This is a genomic window from Agrobacterium sp. ST15.16.055, from assembly GCF_027956555.1.
GTDB classification, from domain to species: Bacteria; Pseudomonadota; Alphaproteobacteria; order Rhizobiales; family Rhizobiaceae; genus Agrobacterium; species Agrobacterium salinitolerans.
The window spans coordinates 38,056-57,320 of record NZ_JAQKGN010000004.1; the positions used below are offsets into that span (position 1 = coordinate 38,056).

At 60.4% G+C, this 19,265-nt stretch carries 15 protein-coding genes; 3 read left to right on the forward strand and 12 right to left on the reverse strand.

Annotated features, from left to right (window positions below; all coding sequences use genetic code 11):
- Positions 1 to 43: 43 nt before the first annotated feature.
- The 6 genes from PL599_RS08375 to PL599_RS08400 form a co-directional block, all read right to left on the reverse strand.
- The gene (locus PL599_RS08375; protein ID WP_269824362.1) at positions 44 to 910 is read right to left on the reverse strand and encodes an aldose epimerase family protein; all 867 of its coding nucleotides are present in this window, start codon (positions 908 to 910) and stop codon (positions 44 to 46) included.
- The gene (locus tag PL599_RS08380; RefSeq protein ID WP_269824361.1) at positions 897 to 2,084 is read right to left on the reverse strand and encodes a galactarate dehydratase; all 1,188 of its coding nucleotides are present in this window, start codon (positions 2,082 to 2,084) and stop codon (positions 897 to 899) included. Before PL599_RS08380 ends, PL599_RS08375 begins: the two co-directional genes overlap by 14 nt.
- Before the next feature lie 44 nt (positions 2,085 to 2,128).
- Entirely contained in the window at positions 2,129 to 3,853 is a 1,725-nt protein-coding gene (locus PL599_RS08385) for an ABC transporter ATP-binding protein (RefSeq protein ID WP_269824360.1), read from the reverse strand.
- A gap of 8 nt (positions 3,854 to 3,861) precedes the next feature.
- Positions 3,862 to 4,986, reverse strand: coding sequence for an ABC transporter permease (locus tag PL599_RS08390; protein WP_137411129.1), 1,125 nt, complete (start codon positions 4,984 to 4,986; stop codon positions 3,862 to 3,864).
- A gap of 9 nt (positions 4,987 to 4,995) precedes the next feature.
- On the reverse strand, positions 4,996 to 5,982 hold the full coding sequence (locus PL599_RS08395; RefSeq protein WP_077983887.1) for an ABC transporter permease: 987 nt from the start codon (positions 5,980 to 5,982) through the stop codon (positions 4,996 to 4,998).
- A gap of 121 nt (positions 5,983 to 6,103) precedes the next feature.
- On the reverse strand, positions 6,104 to 8,053 hold the full coding sequence (locus PL599_RS08400) for an ABC transporter substrate-binding protein (RefSeq protein WP_269824359.1): 1,950 nt from the start codon (positions 8,051 to 8,053) through the stop codon (positions 6,104 to 6,106).
- 300 nt (positions 8,054 to 8,353) lie between these two features.
- Between PL599_RS08400 and PL599_RS08405 the strand changes: the two genes are divergently transcribed.
- The 3 genes from PL599_RS08405 to PL599_RS08415 are packed head-to-tail and all read left to right on the forward strand — an operon-like array spanning position 8,354 to position 10,941.
- Positions 8,354 to 9,073 carry a FadR/GntR family transcriptional regulator gene (locus PL599_RS08405; protein ID WP_077983889.1) on the forward strand — a complete coding sequence of 240 codons (720 nt, stop codon included), beginning with the start codon at positions 8,354 to 8,356 and terminating at the stop codon, positions 9,071 to 9,073.
- A gap of 58 nt (positions 9,074 to 9,131) precedes the next feature.
- Positions 9,132 to 10,013: an SMP-30/gluconolactonase/LRE family protein gene (locus PL599_RS08410; RefSeq protein WP_269824358.1), complete on the forward strand. Its 882-nt coding sequence runs from the start codon at positions 9,132 to 9,134 to the stop codon at positions 10,011 to 10,013.
- 31 nt (positions 10,014 to 10,044) lie between these two features.
- Positions 10,045 to 10,941 (forward strand): dihydrodipicolinate synthase family protein, encoded by an 897-nt coding sequence (locus tag PL599_RS08415; protein WP_269824357.1) that lies wholly within the window; start codon positions 10,045 to 10,047, stop codon positions 10,939 to 10,941.
- Positions 10,942 to 11,057: 116 nt separating this feature from the next.
- Here the strand turns inward: PL599_RS08415 and PL599_RS08420 are convergent, their stop codons facing one another.
- From PL599_RS08420 to PL599_RS08445, 6 genes are all read right to left on the reverse strand, one after another.
- Positions 11,058 to 12,710 (reverse strand): OFA family MFS transporter, encoded by a 1,653-nt coding sequence (locus PL599_RS08420; protein WP_142913827.1) that lies wholly within the window; start codon positions 12,708 to 12,710, stop codon positions 11,058 to 11,060.
- A 115-nt stretch (positions 12,711 to 12,825) separates the two neighbouring features.
- Positions 12,826 to 13,170, reverse strand: coding sequence for a formate dehydrogenase subunit delta (locus PL599_RS08425; protein WP_269824356.1), 345 nt, complete (start codon positions 13,168 to 13,170; stop codon positions 12,826 to 12,828).
- 71 nt (positions 13,171 to 13,241) lie between these two features.
- On the reverse strand, positions 13,242 to 16,124 hold the full coding sequence (gene fdhF / locus PL599_RS08430) for a formate dehydrogenase subunit alpha (protein WP_077983894.1): 2,883 nt from the start codon (positions 16,122 to 16,124) through the stop codon (positions 13,242 to 13,244).
- A 4-nt stretch (positions 16,125 to 16,128) separates the two neighbouring features.
- Complete coding sequence (locus tag PL599_RS08435; protein ID WP_269824355.1) at positions 16,129 to 17,685, reverse strand: formate dehydrogenase beta subunit; 1,557 nt, start codon at positions 17,683 to 17,685, stop codon at positions 16,129 to 16,131.
- Positions 17,682 to 18,161: a formate dehydrogenase subunit gamma gene (locus PL599_RS08440; protein WP_077983896.1), complete on the reverse strand. Its 480-nt coding sequence runs from the start codon at positions 18,159 to 18,161 to the stop codon at positions 17,682 to 17,684. Before PL599_RS08440 ends, PL599_RS08435 begins: the two co-directional genes overlap by 4 nt.
- A gap of 104 nt (positions 18,162 to 18,265) precedes the next feature.
- Positions 18,266 to 19,201: a LysR family transcriptional regulator gene (locus PL599_RS08445; RefSeq protein WP_271358985.1), complete on the reverse strand. Its 936-nt coding sequence runs from the start codon at positions 19,199 to 19,201 to the stop codon at positions 18,266 to 18,268.
- Between the last annotated feature and the right edge of the window lie 64 nt (positions 19,202 to 19,265).

Sequence of the window (19,265 nt, forward strand, 5' to 3'; positions counted from 1 at the left end):
TTCGGCGGAGGGCGTTTGGGCGTCACAGGCGCACCCGCTCCTCCTAAAGATCGATGGAGAGCCTGATGCGCCCCGACAGGCGCTCGCCGGGGGCAACCGTCCCGAGACCCTGCCCTTCCCGCTGCGCCTGCGACAAACCAAGCGCTCCGGCGGCCATGGAAACCGGCTCAAGACAGAGGTAGCGCTGCATGCGGTGCACGGCGAGATGGCCGAAAACGGGATCGGCCTCGAGCCGCAGTGAAAACCGGTCGAAGTCGACCTGCGCGCTTGACCAATCAGTGAAATGCAATGTGTATCCCGTCGCGGCGGGAATAGCAGGTTTCGGGCGAGGCGCCGCCGGCTGGCCGGTTGGCACGTTTTGCGCATCCAGCGGATATTGCAGCTTGGCGTCCGTCCGGGCATTGCGACCGAACCCTGCCGCCAGATAGGGGTGCCAGCCTAGCGCCATCGGTGCTGGCACATCCGCGAGATTGGTTATCGACAGTTCCACGGCGAGGCTTTCGTCTTCCAGCAGGAAAGACTGCTCGGCGCGAAAAGAAAAAGGCCACTCCCCGTCGGCCTCGTAGTCCAACATCAGTGAAACCCGATCCGAAGACAGATCTGAAATCGCCCACGGCCGGCGGTGAGCCGGGCCATGCATGGCGTCAGGCGCAAGCGCCGGATGCGGCAGCAGGTCATGGCGGATACCGGCATGGATGAAGGACCCGCCATAGAGCCGGTTGTGATAGGGAAACAAGGGGTATGCGCCAGCCCTTGGCCAGTTGAACGGCTCGAATTCCTGCTCCATTGTCGGCACCAGAATATCGCCGTAGTCAAAGTGCCGCAGATGGGTCATTCTGCCACCCCAGGCGGGGCGCAGGCGGGCGGAGAGCCGCCCGCAGGCAATCGCAACCGTTTCAGGCGAAGGCATATGAGCCGTCAGGCCGTTTCGGCACCCGTCTTTGCCAATGAACATAGCCATCCTCCTGCATGGCTTTTTCATCCATCTCGACACCCCAGCCGGGACGGTCCGGCCTCAGTTCCAGATATCCGTCCTTCGGCAGGTAGGGGTCGACGACATAACGGGTTTCATCCTCGCGTTTTTCGAGATCGGTGCCGCCATAGACGTAGCATTGCCCTTTCGGCAGGCGATATTCGAGAATTCGGAAATTCTGCTGGGCAGCGGAGAAGTGCACATTGACGGCGGTGGCGAGCGGTCCCATAGGGTTATGCGGCGCGATGCTGACAAAATGGGCTTCCGCAAGCGTCGCGATGCGGCGCATCTCCGAAATGCCGCCGACGACGCAGATATCGGGCTGGATGATATCCGCACCTTTTACTTGAAGAAGGCGAAGGAACTCATTGCGATTATATAGACTTTCACCCGTTGCCAGCGTGCAGTTCAGCCCCTGTTTGAGGTCTCCCCACATCTCGATGTTTTCGGGACGCAGCGGCTCTTCGAAGAACAGCGGATCGTAAGGGGCAAGCGCGTTGCCAAGCTGGCGGGCGGCCGCGGGCTCGAAAATCTTGGCATGGGCGTCGAAGGCGATGTCGTAGTCAGGGCGCACGGTTTCGCGAAGGGAGCGGAAATATTCAGCGGAACTGCGCACCACCTCGCCCCAGCGATGGGCATGGATATCGACACGCCATGGGCTGAGCTTGAAGGCCGTGAAGCCCCAATCCTCGTTAAGACGGTCGAATTCCTCCCTTGCCGCTAGCGCATCCGGGGCCGTGTAGACACCGGCATAGACCTTGATACGGTCGCGTACTTCGCCGCCCAGCAGCTTGTAGACTGGTACGCCCGCCGCCTTGGCCGCGAGGTCCCACAGGCAATGATCGAGCGCCGAGATGGCCGACAGACCGAGCGCTCCGGGCGGAAAGCGGTTCTGCTGAAGCAGGAGGTTATAGAGATACTCCACCCGCGTCGGGTCCTGCCCGGCTAGGAAGCCGTAGAGGTAGTCCAGCACCGGCGGTAGGGCGAGATCGGGGCCGTGATTGTAACATTCACCCCAGCCGGTCAAACCGTCATCGGTATCGAGGGCGACGATGACGCGGGGGCGGTCCTTGTCGCGGGTGACGAATACCCGCATGCGGTCGATTTTCATGCTTCAGTCTTCCTCATGAATTGCAGCGTGCGGCATGCCCGGCGCTATCGGGCGACGGCCCCGTTCTTGGCTTCGGATGGTTCGACGTAGCGGAATCTGCGCGTGCGATCCCGGTCGCGCGGATCCGGGCGCGGAATGGCGGAAAGAAGCGCCTGCGTGTAGGGATGGTCCGGCGCGTTGCAGACCTTTTCGGCGTCTCCCACTTCCACCAGCTTGCCGCGATACATCACGCCCACACGGTCGCACATATAGCGAATGACGCCGATGTCATGGCTGATGAAGATATAGGCGAGGCCCAGCTCATCCTGCAGCCGCATCAAAAGATCCAGCACCTGGAACCGCACCGAAACATCTAGCGCCGACGTCGCCTCATCCGCCACGATGACGCGCGGCTTCAGGGTTATGGCGCGGGCGATGCCGATGCGCTGGCGCTGGCCGCCGGAAAAGGCGTGCGGATAGCGTTCGCGCCCGCCCGGATCCAGTCCCACCTGCTCCATCAGCGCGCAGACGCGGTCATCCAGTTCTCTGCCTTTGGCAATGCCGTTGACCAGCAACGGCTCGCCGATGACCTGCGCCACCGTCATGCGCGGATTGAGCGAACCGAAAGGATCCTGGAACACCATGCGCAACTCACGCCGCGCGGCTTTCAGCTCGGAACCTTCGATTTTGGCCAGATCGACCACCTCGCCATCCGCTCGGCGATATAGCATTTCGCCGCCGGTCGGATCGTATAGACGCATGATGGAGCGGCCCATCGTGGTTTTCCCGGACCCGCTTTCGCCGACAATACCGAGCGTTTCGCCCGGCAGAAGCTTGATCGAGACGCCATCCAGCGCCTTCATCTCGCCGAAGTGCATGGAGAGGTCATTCACTTCGAGCACGGGAGCAGCTGCAAGGTCGAGCGGAGGCCGCGCAAGCCGGATTTCCGCCTTCTGCTCCAGCTTCAGCACGGAGCCGATCAACATGCGGGTATAGGGGTCCTGCGGATTATGGAATATCTCATCGACGGTGCCATATTCCTTGGCGACGCCGTGATGCATGACCAGTACGTCATCGGCAATCTGCGCCACCACACCCATGTCGTGGGTGATGAACAGCACCGCCATGCCATGCGCCTTTTGCAGCCGCGATATAAGGTCGAGGATCTCGGCCTGTGTCGTCACATCGAGCGCCGTCGTCGGTTCGTCGGCGATCAAAAGTTGCGGCTTGCAGGCCAGCGCCATGGCGATCATCGCGCGCTGGCGCATGCCGCCGGAATACTGGAAAGCGTAACGATCCAGCGCCTTTTCAGGGTTAGGGATCTCCACTTTCCGCAACAGCTCTATGGCCTCGGCCCGCGCCTCTGCCTTACTCATCTTCAGATGCAGACGCAGGACCTCCGTGATCTGGTCCCCGACCGTATGCACGGGTGAAAGCGACGACATCGGCTCCTGAAAGATCATCGCGATATCAGCGCCGCGCACCGAGCGGATGGCCCGGCTGCGCGGATCGAGCTTCGCCAGATCGAGGGACGTGCCGTCGGCACGGTTGAGGATGATCGATCCGGACGCAATGCGGCCGGGGCTGTCGATGATCTGCAGGATCGAACGGGCGGTGACGGATTTGCCCGAGCCGCTTTCGCCGACGACGCAAAGCGTCTTGCCGGGATCGATGGAAAAAGACAGGTCGTTGACCGCCCGGAAAATGCCGTTCCTCACTGGAAATTCAGTGACCAGATTGCGGACTTCAAGCAGCGGTTTGGCTGGCTTCATAGAGAGAATGTCGCTCATCCGGGGCCTCACTTGTTATAGGGGTCGGCTGCGTCGCGCAGGCCGTCACCGAGCAGATTGAGAGCCATGACCGCAATGACGACCGCCACACCGGGCAGGAACAGCCAGGGCGCAGTCGCGATCGAGCGGATGTTCTGCGCCTCGCGAAGCAGCACGCCCCAGGAAATAGTGGGCGGCTGAAGGCCAAGGCCGAGGAAGGACAGCGAGGTTTCCGCAAGAATCATCGCCGGAACCGCAAGCGTGACCGAGGCGATGATATGGCTCGAAAAACTCGGCAGCATATGGCGGAAGATGATGCGCCCTTCCGGCACGCCATCCAGCCGCGCTGCGGCCACGAATTCTTCGGTCCTGAGCGACAGGAACCGTCCGCGCACGACGCGGGCAAGCTGCGCCCAGCCGGTCAGGGACAGGATGATGGTGATCATCATATACTGAAGCGTGGCGGGCCAGCCCTGCGGCAGTGCGGCGGCCAGCGCCAGCCAGATGGGAATGGTGGGCAGCGAAAGCACGAAGTCGATCACGCGCTGCATGGTGAAATCAATGCGACCGCCATAATATCCCGATATGCCGCCGAGAACGACGCCGAGCAGCAACGAGAAGAACACGCCGACAAGACCGATCGACAAGGAGACCTGCGCCCCCTGGACCACGCGGCTGAAGACATCTCGCCCAAGGCGATCCGCGCCGAAGAGGAAGAGCGGTCGCGTCTTGTCGGCGGACGCCAGCAGATGGATATCCGTGGTGAACAGGCCAAATACGGAATATTCGTAACCGCGACCGAAAAACTGGACCGGGATTTTCTTCGCCGTATCCTCGACAAAGACCGCCGCCAGTGTCTCGGGGTCACGGGTCAGCTTCAGCGGATAATAATGCAGCCCGAGCGAGAAACCCTCGGTCGTATCGATGAAATGCACGCGCTGCGGCGGATGGAAGGTGGCGCGGGCATTCTGCAATACCGGATCGTTGATGGCGAAGAAGCCCGGTACCAGCGCAACGATATACATGGCGATGGTGATGAACATGGCGGCCATGGCCAGCTTGTGGCGCTTGAAGGCCCACCAGATGAGCTGCCACTGCGAGGCGACGGCCGCGCGGTCCTGCCGGGCATTGGCGGTGATGGTGATATCGCTCATGGCGCCCTCCTATTCGAGCCGGATGCGCGGATCGACCAGCGCAAGCAGGATGTCGCTGATCAGGGATCCGATCAGCGTCAGCGCACAGATCAACAGCACGAAAGCGCCCGCGAGATACATGTCCTGCGCCATCAGCGACTGCAGAAGCAGGGGCGCGGCCGTCGGCAGATTGAGCACGATGGCGACAACGACGGAGCCCGAAATAAGATTGGGCAACAGCCATGCGATGGTGGAAATGAACGGGTTAAGCGCAATTCTGAGTGGATATTTCGTCAGCAGTTTGAACTCGGACAAGCCTTTTGCCCGCGCGGTGGTGACATATGGCTTGGGCAATTCATCCAGCATATTGGCGCGCATGACGCGGATGAGGCTTGCGGTGGAAGACACGGCAAGAATGGCGACCGGCAGCCAGATATGGGCCATGAGGTCTATCATCTTGGCGATGCTCCATGAGGCAGTCTCATATTCGGCTGAAAACAGCCCGCCGACATCGGCCCCGAACTCCACCGCAGCCACATACATCAGCACCAGCGCCAGCAGGAACGAGGGTATGGAGAGGCCGAAGAAAGAAAAAGCAGTGAAGAGATAATCGCCAATCGAATATTTGCGCACGGCGGAAAAGACGCCGATCGGAAGCGCGATGGCCCAGGTTGCAAGAAGGCTTGCGATGGCAAGAACCAGCGTCAGCGCCATGCGTTCCCAGATAAGGCCCGAAACCGGCTGCTGCCACTCGAACGAAATACCGAAATCACCGCGGCTGATGATGCCCCATATCCATTTGAGATATTGCACGATCATCGGGTCGTCGAGGCCGAAGCGCTCGCGAAGCTGCGCCGCCGTGTTGTGGTCGATGACCTCGTTGGAGGCGGCCAGTGTGGCGATATAGGTCGTCACATAGTCGCCGGGCGGCAGCTGGATCAGGACAAAGGCAAGGAAACTGACGGCAAACAGGGACGGTATCATCCACAGCAGGCGTTTTACGATAAAAAGCAGCATATCGTTCTCGCAATCACATTGTGCCGCACGCCCCGTCTCCTTCCAAGGAGGCGGGCTGCGGGTGGTCGAAACAACCTGAGAGGCGTCGCCGCGTTTCGGCAGCGACGCCCATGTGGCGGTATCAGCTTGTGAAGGTGAACTGTTGCGGCAGCGCCGGGCCGGGGTTGGGCCAGCTCCAGCTGTCGGGTTCCGTTTCCGGCACATTGCGCAGATTGTTGCGGATGATCCCAAAACCGCCCACCGCGAGGCAAAGACCGATCGTCTCGAACTCTTCCGCCGCGATATCGAAGATTTCCTTCATCTTCTGACCGCGTTTGGCAAGGTCGGCCGTCGAGCGGGCCTCGTCGAAAAGCTTGAAGCGCTTCTTCTGGCTTTCCGGCGGCTCTTCGCCCTTCTGGCCATTCGACGTGTACCAGAGCGCCCACGGGATTGCGTAACGCGACCCCTGCGGATGGAAAGCGAAGAAATCGCGCGGATCAAGCATCGGGTCGAGACCTCCGGGGCCAGGCCAGACGGCGGCATCATGGGCGTTGTCATCGCCGCGTGTATAATAGAGCGCACGTTCGATGGTGTTGACCTTGATGTCGACGCCGATCTGCGCCCATTGCGCCTTCACCAGTTCCAGCGCATCGACGAGATCAGGATAGAGCGTCGGGATGACGTCAATCGAGAAGAAGACGGGCTGGCCGTCAGGTCGCAACCGCATGCCGTTGCCGTTCTTCTTGTCGTAACCGGCCTTGTCGAGAAGCTCGTTCGCCTTGTCCGCATCATATTCGGTGAATTGTCGCGCCAGCTTTTCATTGTACCAGGGATGTGTCGGGCGCGGCCCGGCCTGATAACCCTCGCTCTGGCCGAAATAGACGATGTCGATGATTTCTTGCCGGTTGAGCGCGATGGACAATGCCTGACGGAACGATTTGTCGGCAAACATCTTGCGCATTGCCGGGTCTTTGTGGGTGATGTTGAGATAGATCTGGCACTGCTGCGCGGCAGACGGCACCAGCGTCAGCAGCCGGTAATCACCCTTTTTCATGTTCTGTGACAGGGTCGGCTTGTTGGCAAGAACGCTGATATGGCGCTCCTGAATGTCAATCTTGCCGGAAATCACGTTCAGCATCAGCGATTCGACATCCTGCGAAATGCCGAAATTGATTTCATCGATATAGGGCAACTGATTGCCTTCGGTATCGACCTGCCAGAAGTAAGGGTTGCGGGTCATGACCACCCGTGTCGCACCGCCGGAATAGGGCTCCTTCACCACCCATGGATCGAGCGTCGGCTTGTCGACATTCGACCAGCGGGAGGGAATTTCGATATCGCCGCATTTGGCCCGGAACAGTTCCGTCCAGCTCGAGACACCCGCCGCCTTCACATCGGCATCGAGCGACGTATTGTATTTCGGCAGGAACTTGCTGCAATAGTGCTTGGGAAACAGCGTCGGATGCTGGCCGAGCGGCGTGGCGAGATTTTCGAGATATAGTGCATTCGGCGCTGCGAATTTGAACTTTACCGTGAAATCATCGACTTTTTCGACATCGACCGCCTTGCCGGCCACGGAAAGCTGCGCCGGCGTGGCGCTGTAAAGCTCCTTGTTCTTGATGCAGTCCTCGATGGCGAACACCACGTCATCGGCTGTGAAGGGGTGGCCATCCGACCATTTTGCGCCCTCCAGCAAATGGAAGGTGAATTGCGAGGCATCGTCGTTGACTTCCCATTTCACCGCAAGGTTCGGCAGAACCTCGGTAAAATCCATGTTCCAGCGGACAAGGCCCTGATTGCCGACCATGCGCAGGATGCCGTTATGGTCCGATGAACCGCGCAGGCCACGACGCAATGTGCCGCCATAGGCGCCGATTTTCTCGTGCGGCGTCACCACCATCGGATTTTTCGGCAGACGTTCGGCCAAAGGCGGCAATTTGCCGTCCTTTACCAGCGCCTCTAGTTCCGGCGCCTGCTTGCCGGCAGCAGCCCGCGCCGAGGTCCCGATGACGGAGAGCGCGGCCACGCCGCCAACACCCGCCATAAAGGTTCGGCGCGTTACGCCGAGTGAAAATGTATCGCCATCGCGCATCGACAATCCTCCCAAAAAATCACCGGCAGCGAGACGGTTTTCACCGAACCGCGACGGCCCTCCCGGCCAGCCAGCACGCCGATCCTCCATCGGCAGGGGCAGACCATATGGGCGTTTTCAGATGATTACAAGTATTGACAGATTTTTACATCTTTTTTATTTGTAGACCGGTTTACAGGATCAGGCTTGAAGAAAAATCGGTCAGGACAGCCCCCTCGCTCACAAAAACCCGGTATTTCTGTTGCGATTGAAATGCAGGAAACCCATTAACTTCAGCGATTTGCAACGGAAGGGCTGCTGATGGACAATCACACTGCATCTGCCGCCGCTCGAGGCGAAACTCGGCTGAGCGACATCATCTACGAAAAAATCGTGGGCATGATTTCGGACGGGCGGTTTCCCGTGAACGAGCGGCTGCCATCGGAACAGAATCTGGCATCGCTGTTTGGCGCGTCGCGGCCGGTTGTGCGGGAAGCGCTGGAGCGGCTTCGGAACGACGGGCTTATCGTTTCGCAAAAGGGATCCGGCTCCTATGTACGCCAGCAGCCGGACTCTTCGGTCTTGCAGCAGGTGCCGGTCGGCTCGCTGGCAGATGTGCAGCGTTTTTTTGAGTTCAGGGCCGGATTGGAGGCTTCCGCGGCTGAGCTTGCGGCCCGCAATTGGCAGGCAACAGACAAGGTCCGCATAGAGCAGGCGATTGCCGCGCTGGAACAATGTCTCGAGCGCAACGATCTCGGCGCGGAGGAAGACTTCGCCCTGCACGAAGCAATTGCGAAAGCGAGCCATAACCAGTTCCACATTACGGTGCGGATCTGGTTCAAGCCTCATTTCGCCATCGGCCAGTCGGTGACACGCAGCCTCAGCCTCAAGCGGACCCCGCAGCATGTGCGCGAGGTGCAGGACGAGCACACAGCGATTGTGGAGGCGATTTTTGCGCGGCGCGAGCAGGCCGCGCATGACGCGATGAAAGACCACATATTGAAGGCGCGCGCCCGCATGTTTCAGGGCGTCGGCAGTTAGGCCGCACCCTGCAATGTCGAAAATAGAATCATAAAGCGCGGATGAGGGAGAGGAACCAGTGAGCCAGCCGCATATCGTCGAACCGAAGCTTCGTTCCCTGATCGATACCCCGTTGAAGGTTGGCGAATCGCCAGCCTGGGATGAGCGAACCGGCGATCTGTGGTTTGTCGATATTCTCGCACCCGCCATTTTCCGTCTCTTCCCCGACGGAAAACTCGACCGATACGACATGCCCGCCCACGTCGGCTGTCTCGGCCTCTGCGACAATGGCTTGATCGTGGCGGGCCTCAAGACCGGCGTGCATCTTCTCGATCCCGCGAGCGGCAAGCTCGATCTTCTCTGCGACCCGGACGACGGGCGGCCTGACAGCCGCCTCAACGACGGAAAGGTTGGTCCGGACGGCCATTTCTGGGTAGGGACCCGCGACGAGGCCGCGATACAGACAGGCAATGCACGCCTCTATCGCGTCGCCCCGGATGGCGGCATCGAACGCGTCATCGATGGCGATATGTTCACATCGAACGGGCTTGCCTGGAGCCCGGACGGCAGACGCATGTATCATTCCGACAGCAGCGGCCTCATGTATCAGGCATTCGATTTCGACGCCGCGACCGGCAGGATCGGCCCAGCCGAACGGCTCCACGATTTCGCGCCGGATGAAGGCAGGCCGGATGGTGCAGCGACCGATTGCGAAGGCTGTTACTGGAGCGCCGGCGTTCAGGCGGGGCGCCTCAACCGCTTTTCGCCGGACGGCGAATTGCTCGAGGTCTACAGGCTGCCGTTCAAGGGGCCGACCATGCCGTGTTTCGGTGGTCCCGACCTCAAGACGATCTACGTCACAAGTCTCGTGACCGAGACGGGCGGAATAACCACCGCTGGAACGCTCGTCGCATTCGACGCCCCGGTCTCCGGCGCGCCTGTTCACAAATTTTCCATCTGAAGATGACTTTTGATCTTAAGGAACCCAGTTGATGACGACATTCAATTTTCGCCAGGCCCTGCAGGGCATCTCCGGCGTTCCGGTAACAGCTTACGATGCAGGCGGCGAAGTGGAGACCGGCGTTACCGCCGCGGTTTACGCCCGCGTCGCAAAGGCAGGCATCCACAATATCGTCGCGGCAGGCAATACCGGCGAATTCTACGCCTTGACGCCCGCAGAAATTCTGAAGGTTTATGAGGCTGCGATAAATGGCGTCAGCGGCAAAGCCCCGGTCACGGCGGCTATTGGACGCTCGCAGCGCGAGGCGCTTTCCATGGCGCGTCAGGCAAAAGAAATGGGCGCATCCGCCGTCATGTCGCATCAGCCGGTCGACCCTTTTGCAGCCCCGCAATCGCAGATCGACTATTTTATCGGCCTTGCGGAGGGCAGCGAATTACCGCTGGTCGCGTATGTCCGGGCGGACGGCTTCTCGGTCAATGACATGGTAAGGCTTTCCGGCCACCCGAATGTCGCAGGTATAAAGTTTGCGACGACTGACATCATGCTTCTGTCGCGCGCGATTGCCGCTTCCGATCCGAACGGCGCTCTATACGTCTGCGGACTGGCTGAAAGCTGGGCGCCGGCCTTTTCGGCGGCTGGCGCACGCGGCTTCACCTCCGGTCTCGTCAATGTCGCACCGCAATTTTCCCTGCAGGTTCATGACGCCCTGACGGCCGGCGATTTCCCGGCGGCACGGAAGATCGTTGAAAAGATCGAGCTGTTCGAACGGCTACGGACACGATACCGCAACGGCGCAAACGTGACCGTGGTGAAGGAAGCCATGGAAATCCTGGGGTTCGAGGTTGGCCCCGTTCGCGCGCCTGGGCTTGCCCGTCTGGACAAGGAAGATCGCGCAACGCTTGAAGGACTGCTTGCCAGCTGGCGTTGATGGAAGCCTTGCCGGCAAGCTGCACGTTTTCGCTTTTATCAGTTTATATGCCGGCCATGAGCCGGCATATGTTTTTCGGCCGCGCATCAATCCTGCACGACCGAGGCCGATGGACGTCAGCCGAACAGGGCAAGGCTGCTTTTCACGGTAACCCACACACCCCACAGAAGCGGAATACCGACGGCGACCCAGGCAAGCGCCGCCTTGGTGTCCAGTCCGCCCCGTCCGATGCCGAAGGAGCCTGTCGGGCCGGCATTGGCGGCAGCGGTCTTTGCCTGCAGGGCTGCAACTTCCGCATCCGGCATGAACCACTTGTCCGAGAGCGGCCGCACGAAGGCATTGGCCACGAGGCCGATCGCCAGCATGCCTGCCAGAATGTACATGGTGCTGGTGTAGAGCGCGGGTCCTGGCGCCACACCCGCCGCAATCTGTGCCTCTCGGATGTAGTTGACGACGACCGGACCGGCAATGCCAGCAGTCGCCCACGCCGTCAGCAGGCGGCCGTGGATTGCGCCGACGAACTGCGTGCCGAAAATATCCGCGAGATAGGCCGGGATGGTGGCGAAACCGCCGCCATACATGGACAGGATGATACCAAAGGCCAGAACGAACAGCGCCTTGTTGCCCATCGTCGCAAGCGTCGGCGCCAGCGCATAAAGAATGATGCCGAGAATAAAGAAGCAGAAATAAGTGTTCTTGCGGCCGATCTTGTCAGACATCGACGCCCAGAAGAAGCGGCCGCCAATGTTGAAGAGCGAAAGAAGCCCGGTGAACCCGGCGGCAATTGCCGCGATCTGCGCCTTCTGTCCGGCATCGAGATCTGCAAAGCCCACGCCCGGCAAGCCGATCAGCGAGCCAGCGAAGATTTCCTGCAGCATGGGCGAGGCCATACCGATGACGCCGATACCCGCCGAAACATTCAGGCACAACACCGCCCAGATGAGCCAGAACTGCGGCGTCTTGTGCGCATCGCGCAGATGTACATGACGATGGGTTATCATGGCGCTTTTGGCAGCCGGCGCCGTCCAACCTTCGGGACGCCAGCCCGATGGCGGAATGCGGTAACCGAAGGCGCCCGCCATCATGAAGGCGAAATAGATCAGCGCCATGACGACGAAAGTCTGCCAGACGCCGACAGAGACATCCGTCTTGAAGTTGTTCATCAGGAGATTGGCGAGCGGCGCACCAATCATCGCACCACCGCCGAATCCCATGATAGCCATGCCCGTCGCCATGCCACGACGGTCCGGGAACCATTTGATCAGCGTCGACACCGGCGAAATATAGCCAAGGCCGAGCCCGATGCCGCCAATGACGCCAGCGCCCAGCCACATCAGCCAGAGTTGGTGCGTGATGACGCCGACTGCCGCCACCAGAATACCGCCGCACCAGCAGCAGGCGGAAACGAAGCCGGCCTTGCGCGGCCCCACTTTTTCCAGCCAGCCGCCCCAGATGGCCGCCGAGCAGCCCAGAAGAACGAAGAAAAGCGTATAGATCCAGCCGAGATCGGCCACGCGCCAGTTGCACTCAGTGGTGAACAGCGCACCCAGCAGGGTGAGGCTGGAGCAACTGGGGTCCGTGGCCGGCAGCGCCTTGGACAGCGGCAGCCAGAACACGCTGAAACCATAGGCCATGCCGATGCATAGATGGATGGCAAGGGCAGCCGGAGGCACCAGCCAGCGATTGAAACCCGGTCTTGCGATTATTCGTTCGCGGTCCAAAAAGCCGGCTTGCGCCGCTTCTCCCGCTGTTGCACCTGCTACTGCCATTGACATTACCTCCCTCGTGGATGTCTGGACATGTCACGTTCGCCCCGCCAGGCGAACACCGATATCGCCGAACGTCCCCCGTCCGGTCGAAAGTGTGATTATGCGGTCACGCCGCTCAAGCCTGTGTGCTTTCCGGGACGCTCGGCTCTGAAGGGGACTCTCCCGCAACCGGTCCTTTGCCACCCGGCGCGCCCTTGGCATCGTCGCCGAGCCCCACAGCATCGGGCGCCGGATCGTCGGGCCGCTTGATCTCCTTCGACGCGGCAAGCACAAGCGGCAGAAAATCACCTGCCCCGGCATCCGCCATCTCGAAGAACCGGCGTCGCATGCGCGGTTCCCAGAACTTGTTGATGTGGGTGGCGACACCCTCAATGCGAATATCTTCCGGCTGCGACAGAAAGAACGTCGCGATCTGGTTCGCCATTCTCACCAGCTTTTCATCGGTGTGGTTGAGCAACATGACCTCTTCCCCCGCGTCGGCTGCCGGCCGACGCCTCTTTGTGTGACAAGGCCGGGCGCACCCGGCCCTCCTTATTCCGCCGCTTCGAGCTTGCCGCTGATCCGCCGCGAACGGCGACCAAGCGCATCATATTCCTCCTGCCATTCCGTCGGACCGTTGGACGGCGATACCTGCACGGCGGTCACCTTGTATTCGGGGCAGTTGGTCGCCCAGTCGGAGAAGTCAGTCGTAATGACATTCGCCTGCGTGCCGGGATGGTGGAAGGTCGTATAGACCACGCCCGGCGCCACACGGTCGGTAATCAGCGCCCGCAGCGTCGTGTCTCCTGACCGGCTGGCAAGCTTGATCCAGTCGCCGTCCTTTACGCCGCGCTGTTCGGCATCGTGCGGGTGGATTTCAAGACGATCCTCCTCATGCCAGACGACGTTTTCGGTGCGCCGCGTCTGCGCGCCGACATTGTATTGCGACAGGATGCGGCCGGTGGTGAGAAGCAGCGGGAAACGCGGACCGGTGCGTTCGTCCGTCGCCACATATTCGGTGCGGATGAACTTGCCCTTGCCGCGCACGAAACCGTCCACATGCATGATTGGCGAACCATCCGGGAATTTCTCATTGCAGGGCCACTGCACCGAGCCCTTTTCTTCCAGATAGTCATAGGAAACACCGGCAAAGCTCGGTGTCGTCGCCGCGATCTCGTCCATGATCTCGGACGGATGCATGTAATTCCACGCAAGTCCCATGGCCTGTGCCAGCTTCTGCGTCACTTCCCAGTCGGCATAACCGTTTTTCGGCGACATGACCTTGCGAACGCGGTTGATGCGGCGCTCGGCATTGGTGAAGGTGCCGTCCTTTTCGAGGAAGGTCGAACCCGGCAAGAAGACATGGGCGTAGTTCGCCGTCTCGTTCAGGAAGAGATCGTGCACCACGACACATTCCATCGCGGCGAGACCGGCCGAAACATGCTTCGTATCCGGATCGGACTGGAGAATATCCTCGCCCTGAATATAGATGCCCTTGAAGCTGCCATCCACGGCCGCATCGAGCATGTTGGGAATACGCAGCCCCGGTTCGTTGTTGAGCTTCACGCCCCAGAGTTTTTCGAAGATGTCGCGCGTGGCGTCGTCGGAAATATGCCGATAGCCCGGAAGCTCGTGAGGGAAAGACCCCATGTCGCAGGAGCCCTGAACATTGTTCTGGCCGCGCAAAGGATTGACGCCTACACCGGGACGACCAATGTTGCCCGTGACCATGGCGAGATTGGCGATCGCCATGACGGTCGTCGAACCCTGGCTGTGCTCGGTGACCCCGAGGCCGTAATAGATCGCGCCGTTGCCGCCTTTGGCATAAAGCCGGGCAGCACCACGCAGATCTTCTGCAGGAACGCCCGTGTAACGTTCCGTCTCTTCCGGGCTATGCTGGGGTTCTGCAACGAACGCCGCCCAATCCTCAAATTCCGACCAGTCGCAGCGTTCGCGGATGAAGGCTTCGTTGAACAGGCCTTCCGTGACGATGACATGCGCCAGCGCCGTCAGCACCGCAACGTTGGTACCCGGCAGCAGCGGCAGATGGAAAGCGGCCTCCACATGCGGTGTGCGCACAAGATCAATACGGCGCGGATCGATGACGATCAGTTTTGCACCCTGACGCAGCCGCTTCTTCAATCGCGAACCGAAAACGGGATGGCCGTCGGTCGGGTTTGCGCCGATTACCAGCACCACATCGGATTGCTCGACACTGTCGAAATTCTGTGTGCCGGCGGAGGTGCCAAAGGCCTGGCCGAGGCCATAACCTGTCGGCGAATGGCAGACGCGGGCGCACGTGTCGACATTATTGTTGCCGAAACCGGCACGGATAAGTTTCTGAACGAGGAAGGTTTCTTCGTTCGTGCAGCGGGACGAGGTGATACCGCCGATGGATTCCCGGCCATATTGGCCCTGAATACGCCGGAACTCCGACGCGACATGGGAGAAGGCTTCCTCCCAGGTCACTTCCCGCCACGGGTCGCTGATCTTTTCGCGGATCATCGGGTTGAGAATGCGGTCCCTGTGGGTTGCATAACCATAAGCAAAGCGGCCCTTGACGCAGGAATGGCCGCGATTGGCCTGCCCGTCCTTCCACGGCACCATCCGTACCAGTTCCTCACCGCGCATTTCCGCCTTGAAGGAGCAGCCGACGCCGCAATAGGCGCAAGTCGTGACCAGCGAATGTTCCGGCTGGCCAATCTCGATCACCGATTTCTCCGTCAGCGTCGCCGTCGGGCAGGCCTGCACGCAGGCGCCGCAGGAAACACAGTCGGAATCGAGGAACGCCTCATGCGCACCGGGCGATACACGGCTTTCGAAACCGCGCCCTTCGATCGTTAGTGCAAAAGTGCCCTGCACTTCCTCGCAAGCGCGTACGCAGCGGGAGCAGACGATGCATTTGGAAGGATCATAGGTGAAATAGGGGTTGCTTTCATCCTTCGGCATCCAGCGGGCATTGAGTTCGCCCTCCCCGGTGCGGGCCTTGACGTGGTTGTCGCCTTCGTAACCGTAACGCACATCGCGCAGGCCAACGGCGCCCGCCATATCCTGTAGCTCACAATCGCCATTGGCGGCGCAGGTCAGACAATCGAGCGGGTGGTCGGAGATATAAAGCTCCATCACACCCTTGCGTATCTGCTTCAGCCGCTCCGTCTGGGTATGCACGACAAGACCGGCAGCAACCGGCGTGGTGCAGGAGGCGGGGGTGCCGTTGCGGCCCTCCACCTCGATAAGACAGAGGCGGCAGGAGCCGAAGGCGTCCACCATGTCGGTGGCGCAGAGTTTCGGCACATCGATACCTGCTTCGCGCGAGGCGCGCATGATCGACGTTCCCGCGGGAACAGTCACCTGACGTCCATCGATGGTGAGCGTCACCATGTCAGTGGCGAGGGACTTGGGGGTTCCATAGTCGAATTCTGTCACAAGGGCCATGGTCTTACTCCGCCGCTTCAACATGTGGGGTGGGGGCAAAATCATCCGGGAAATGCCTCAGTGCGCTCATCACTGGATAGGGCGTGAAACCCCCAAGCGCACAGAGCGAACCGAATTTCATGGTTTCACAGAGGTCTTCCAGCAATGCCGTGTTTTTCTCCCGCTCGATGCCGAGCGCGATCTTGTCCACCGTCTCGACGCCACGCGTCGAGCCGATGCGACAGGGCGTGCACTTGCCGCAGCTTTCGACCGCGCAGAATTCCAGTGCAAACCGCGCCTGATGCAGCATGTCTGCCGTGTCATCGAAGACAACGATGCCCGCATGGCCGATGAGGCCACCAGCGGCCGTGAACGCCTCGTAGTCGAAGATCGTGTCGAACAGCGAAACCGGGAAATAGGCCCCGAGCGGACCGCCCACCTGCACCGCCTTGACCGGACGGCCAGTGATCGTGCCGCCGCCGATATCATTGACGAGTTGTCCGAGTGGCAGGCCGAAGGCGGTCTCGTAAAGCCCGCCATGTTTGATGTTTCCGGCAAGCTGGATCGGGATGGTGCCATGCGAACGGCCGACACCGAAATCGCGATAAAACGCTGCGCCACGATCCATAATGACGGGAATGGATGCAAGCGAGATGACATTGTTGACGACGGTCGGCTTGCCGAACAGGCCCTGAAGCGCGGGCAGCGGCGGCTTGGCGCGCACCGTGCCTCGTTTGCCTTCAAGGCTGTTGAGCAGCGACGTTTCCTCGCCGCACACATAGGCACCGGCGCCCATGCGCACTTCCATGTCGAACGCGCGACCGGAGCCGAGGACGGAAGGCCCAAGAATACCCTCACGCCTTGCGATCTCGATTGCCTTTTCCATGACCTTGATCGCGTAGGGATATTCCGAGCGAGTATAGATGAACCCCTTGGTCGCACCGACGGCGAGGCCGGCAATGGCCATGCCTTCGATCAGCACAAAGGGGTCGCCCTCCATGATCATACGGTCGGCGAAGGTGCCGCTGTCGCCCTCATCCGCATTGCACACGATATATTTCTGGTCGGCCACCGCATCAGCGACGGTCTTCCATTTGATACCCGTCGGGAAACCAGCCCCGCCACGTCCACGCAGGCCACTCTGGGTCACCTCGGCAACGATATCGGACGGCGCCATCCCAAAAGCTTTTTCAAGGCCCTTCATGCCGTGATAGGCCCGATAATCCTCCAGAGACAATGGATCGGTCACGCCGCACCGGGCAAATGTGAGACGCGTCTGGCCTTTCAGGAAGGGAATGTCCTTCGTCGGCCCGAGACAGAGGCGATGCTCGCCGCCGGTCAGGAAATTGGCATCAAAAAGCGAGGCGACATCGCTTGCCTTGACGGGACCATAGGCGATACGGCCATGCTCGGTGCGCACTTCCACCAGCACTTCAAGCCAGAGCATGCCGCGCGAGCCGTTGCGGACAATCCGGACGTCAAGGTTGCGACCAGCGGCTTCGCGGGCGATGGCATCGGCGACGCGGTTTGCACCAACGGCAAGGGCGGCAGAATCGCCGGGAACAAAGACGGTGACACTCATCGGCGCGCCTCCGTCAGAATGTCGCTAAGACAGTCCTCATCAAGACGGGCATGGACTTCGCCATCCAGCATCAGCGCTGGCGCCTGCGCGCAAAGCCCGAGACAAAAGACCGGCTCCAGCGTCACGGAACCATCGGCTGACGTTTCATGCCAGTCGAGACCGAGGCGGTTCTTGACGGTTTCTGAAAGAGGCTCGCCACCCATCGACTGGCAAGCCTCGGCGCGACAGAGCTTCAGGACATGACGCCCGTGGGGATGATCACGAAAATCGGGATAGAAGGTGACGACGCCATGGACCTCGGCGCGCGAGATATTCAGCGCGGATGCGATGATCTGCTTGGCACTTTCCGGGATATAGCCGAATTCATCCTGCACGGCGTGCAGTATGGGCAGCAGAGGCCCTTCCAGATGAAGAAGTTCGCCAATGACAGCGGAAATACGGGCCGCCTCATCTGCGGCAACCGCTCTGATATTCATAAGCCAGTCCTCCCAAACCGACAGGGGCAGGAATGGCGACCAAAACTTGCATCAAGCTCATCGCCACGCCCCTCATGTCATTGAGAATGGCGAAGTGCGGCTCGTCAGGTCAATAAGTCGTTTCCGTCGTGTGATAGGAAATTCCTATCAAATGATTTTTCTGCGGCTCTGAGACGCGCCTCATGCAGAAGCGCCGAAACTAGAGGCGTGTGCGGTTCCCGGTGTGTGGCAATCAGGCCGACGAGATGCTCCGGGTCAGGATCGGTGATCGGGATAATCCTGATCTGCTTTGGAAAACCGAACGATTCAGCTAGGTTACGCGGCATTATTGAAGCCCATTGTCCGGTGCGGATATGGGAAAACAGCACGATCATGGAGTTGGATTCAAGTGTCGGTTTGGCCTCCACTCCAGCTTCGGCCATGTGCCTGTTGATGATGCGCCGGTTCTGCATGTCCGGGGTCAATAGGCATAACCTAAGACCGGAAACTTGCTTCCAGGTAACGCTTTCCTGATCAGCGAGCGGCGTTCCGGCCGCGGCATTGAGGTGATATCGCTCCGAATAAAGCGGCACAGTCGTCACACGCCCGAGTGGTTCGTTGTCGAGGTAACTGATTCCCGCATCGATCTCGAGGTTTTCGATCTGGCTCAAGACCTGCAACGAGGTTCGTGAAGTCACCGAAAACGTCACATCGGGATGGCGCGCCTGAAAAGATTCCGTCAATCGCGGTACCATCGCCAGCGCAGTCGGAATGACGGCAAGGCGAATGTGTCCGGCAAGACCCTTGCGGGCAGCGCGCATTTCCTCGCGCATGGTGCGCGCATCGCCAACAATGCGACGCGCCCATTCGAGCACACGCTGGCCTTCCGGGGTCAGCCCCTGGTACCGCGCCGAACGCACGACGAGAACGACACCCAGCTGATCCTCCAATTGCCGGATTGCCGCCGACAGGCTGGGCTGGGAGACACCACATTCCTCCGCCGCCCGGCCGAAATGTTCTGCCCGCGCCAATGCAATGAAAAATTCCAGCTTGTCGATCATATGCTCTCCCCCGGCGCGCAATCCTTAGACCGGTGCACGCGGAAGAACACTAGAACGCGGCGGC

Excerpts from the sequence above, each read along its gene's own strand:
- PL599_RS08375 (WP_269824362.1), bottom strand. The coding sequence starts at position 910 with ATGCCTTCGCCTGAAACGGTTGCGATTGCCTGCGGGCGGCTCTCCGCC.
- PL599_RS08380 (WP_269824361.1), bottom strand. The coding sequence starts at position 2,084 with ATGAAAATCGACCGCATGCGGGTATTCGTCACCCGCGACAAGGACCGC.
- PL599_RS08385 (WP_269824360.1), bottom strand. The coding sequence starts at position 3,853 with ATGAGCGACATTCTCTCTATGAAGCCAGCCAAACCGCTGCTTGAAGTC.
- PL599_RS08390 (WP_137411129.1), bottom strand. The coding sequence starts at position 4,986 with ATGAGCGATATCACCATCACCGCCAATGCCCGGCAGGACCGCGCGGCC.
- PL599_RS08395 (WP_077983887.1), bottom strand. The coding sequence starts at position 5,982 with ATGCTGCTTTTTATCGTAAAACGCCTGCTGTGGATGATACCGTCCCTG.
- PL599_RS08400 (WP_269824359.1), bottom strand. The coding sequence starts at position 8,053 with ATGCGCGATGGCGATACATTTTCACTCGGCGTAACGCGCCGAACCTTT.
- PL599_RS08405 (WP_077983889.1), top strand. The coding sequence starts at position 8,354 with ATGGACAATCACACTGCATCTGCCGCCGCTCGAGGCGAAACTCGGCTG.
- PL599_RS08415 (WP_269824357.1), top strand. The coding sequence starts at position 10,045 with ATGACGACATTCAATTTTCGCCAGGCCCTGCAGGGCATCTCCGGCGTT.
- PL599_RS08420 (WP_142913827.1), bottom strand. The coding sequence starts at position 12,710 with ATGGCAGTAGCAGGTGCAACAGCGGGAGAAGCGGCGCAAGCCGGCTTT.
- PL599_RS08425 (WP_269824356.1), bottom strand. The coding sequence starts at position 13,170 with ATGTTGCTCAACCACACCGATGAAAAGCTGGTGAGAATGGCGAACCAG.
- fdhF (WP_077983894.1), bottom strand. The coding sequence starts at position 16,124 with ATGGCCCTTGTGACAGAATTCGACTATGGAACCCCCAAGTCCCTCGCC.
- PL599_RS08435 (WP_269824355.1), bottom strand. The coding sequence starts at position 17,685 with ATGAGTGTCACCGTCTTTGTTCCCGGCGATTCTGCCGCCCTTGCCGTT.
- PL599_RS08440 (WP_077983896.1), bottom strand. The coding sequence starts at position 18,161 with ATGAATATCAGAGCGGTTGCCGCAGATGAGGCGGCCCGTATTTCCGCT.
- PL599_RS08445 (WP_271358985.1), bottom strand. The coding sequence starts at position 19,201 with ATGATCGACAAGCTGGAATTTTTCATTGCATTGGCGCGGGCAGAACAT.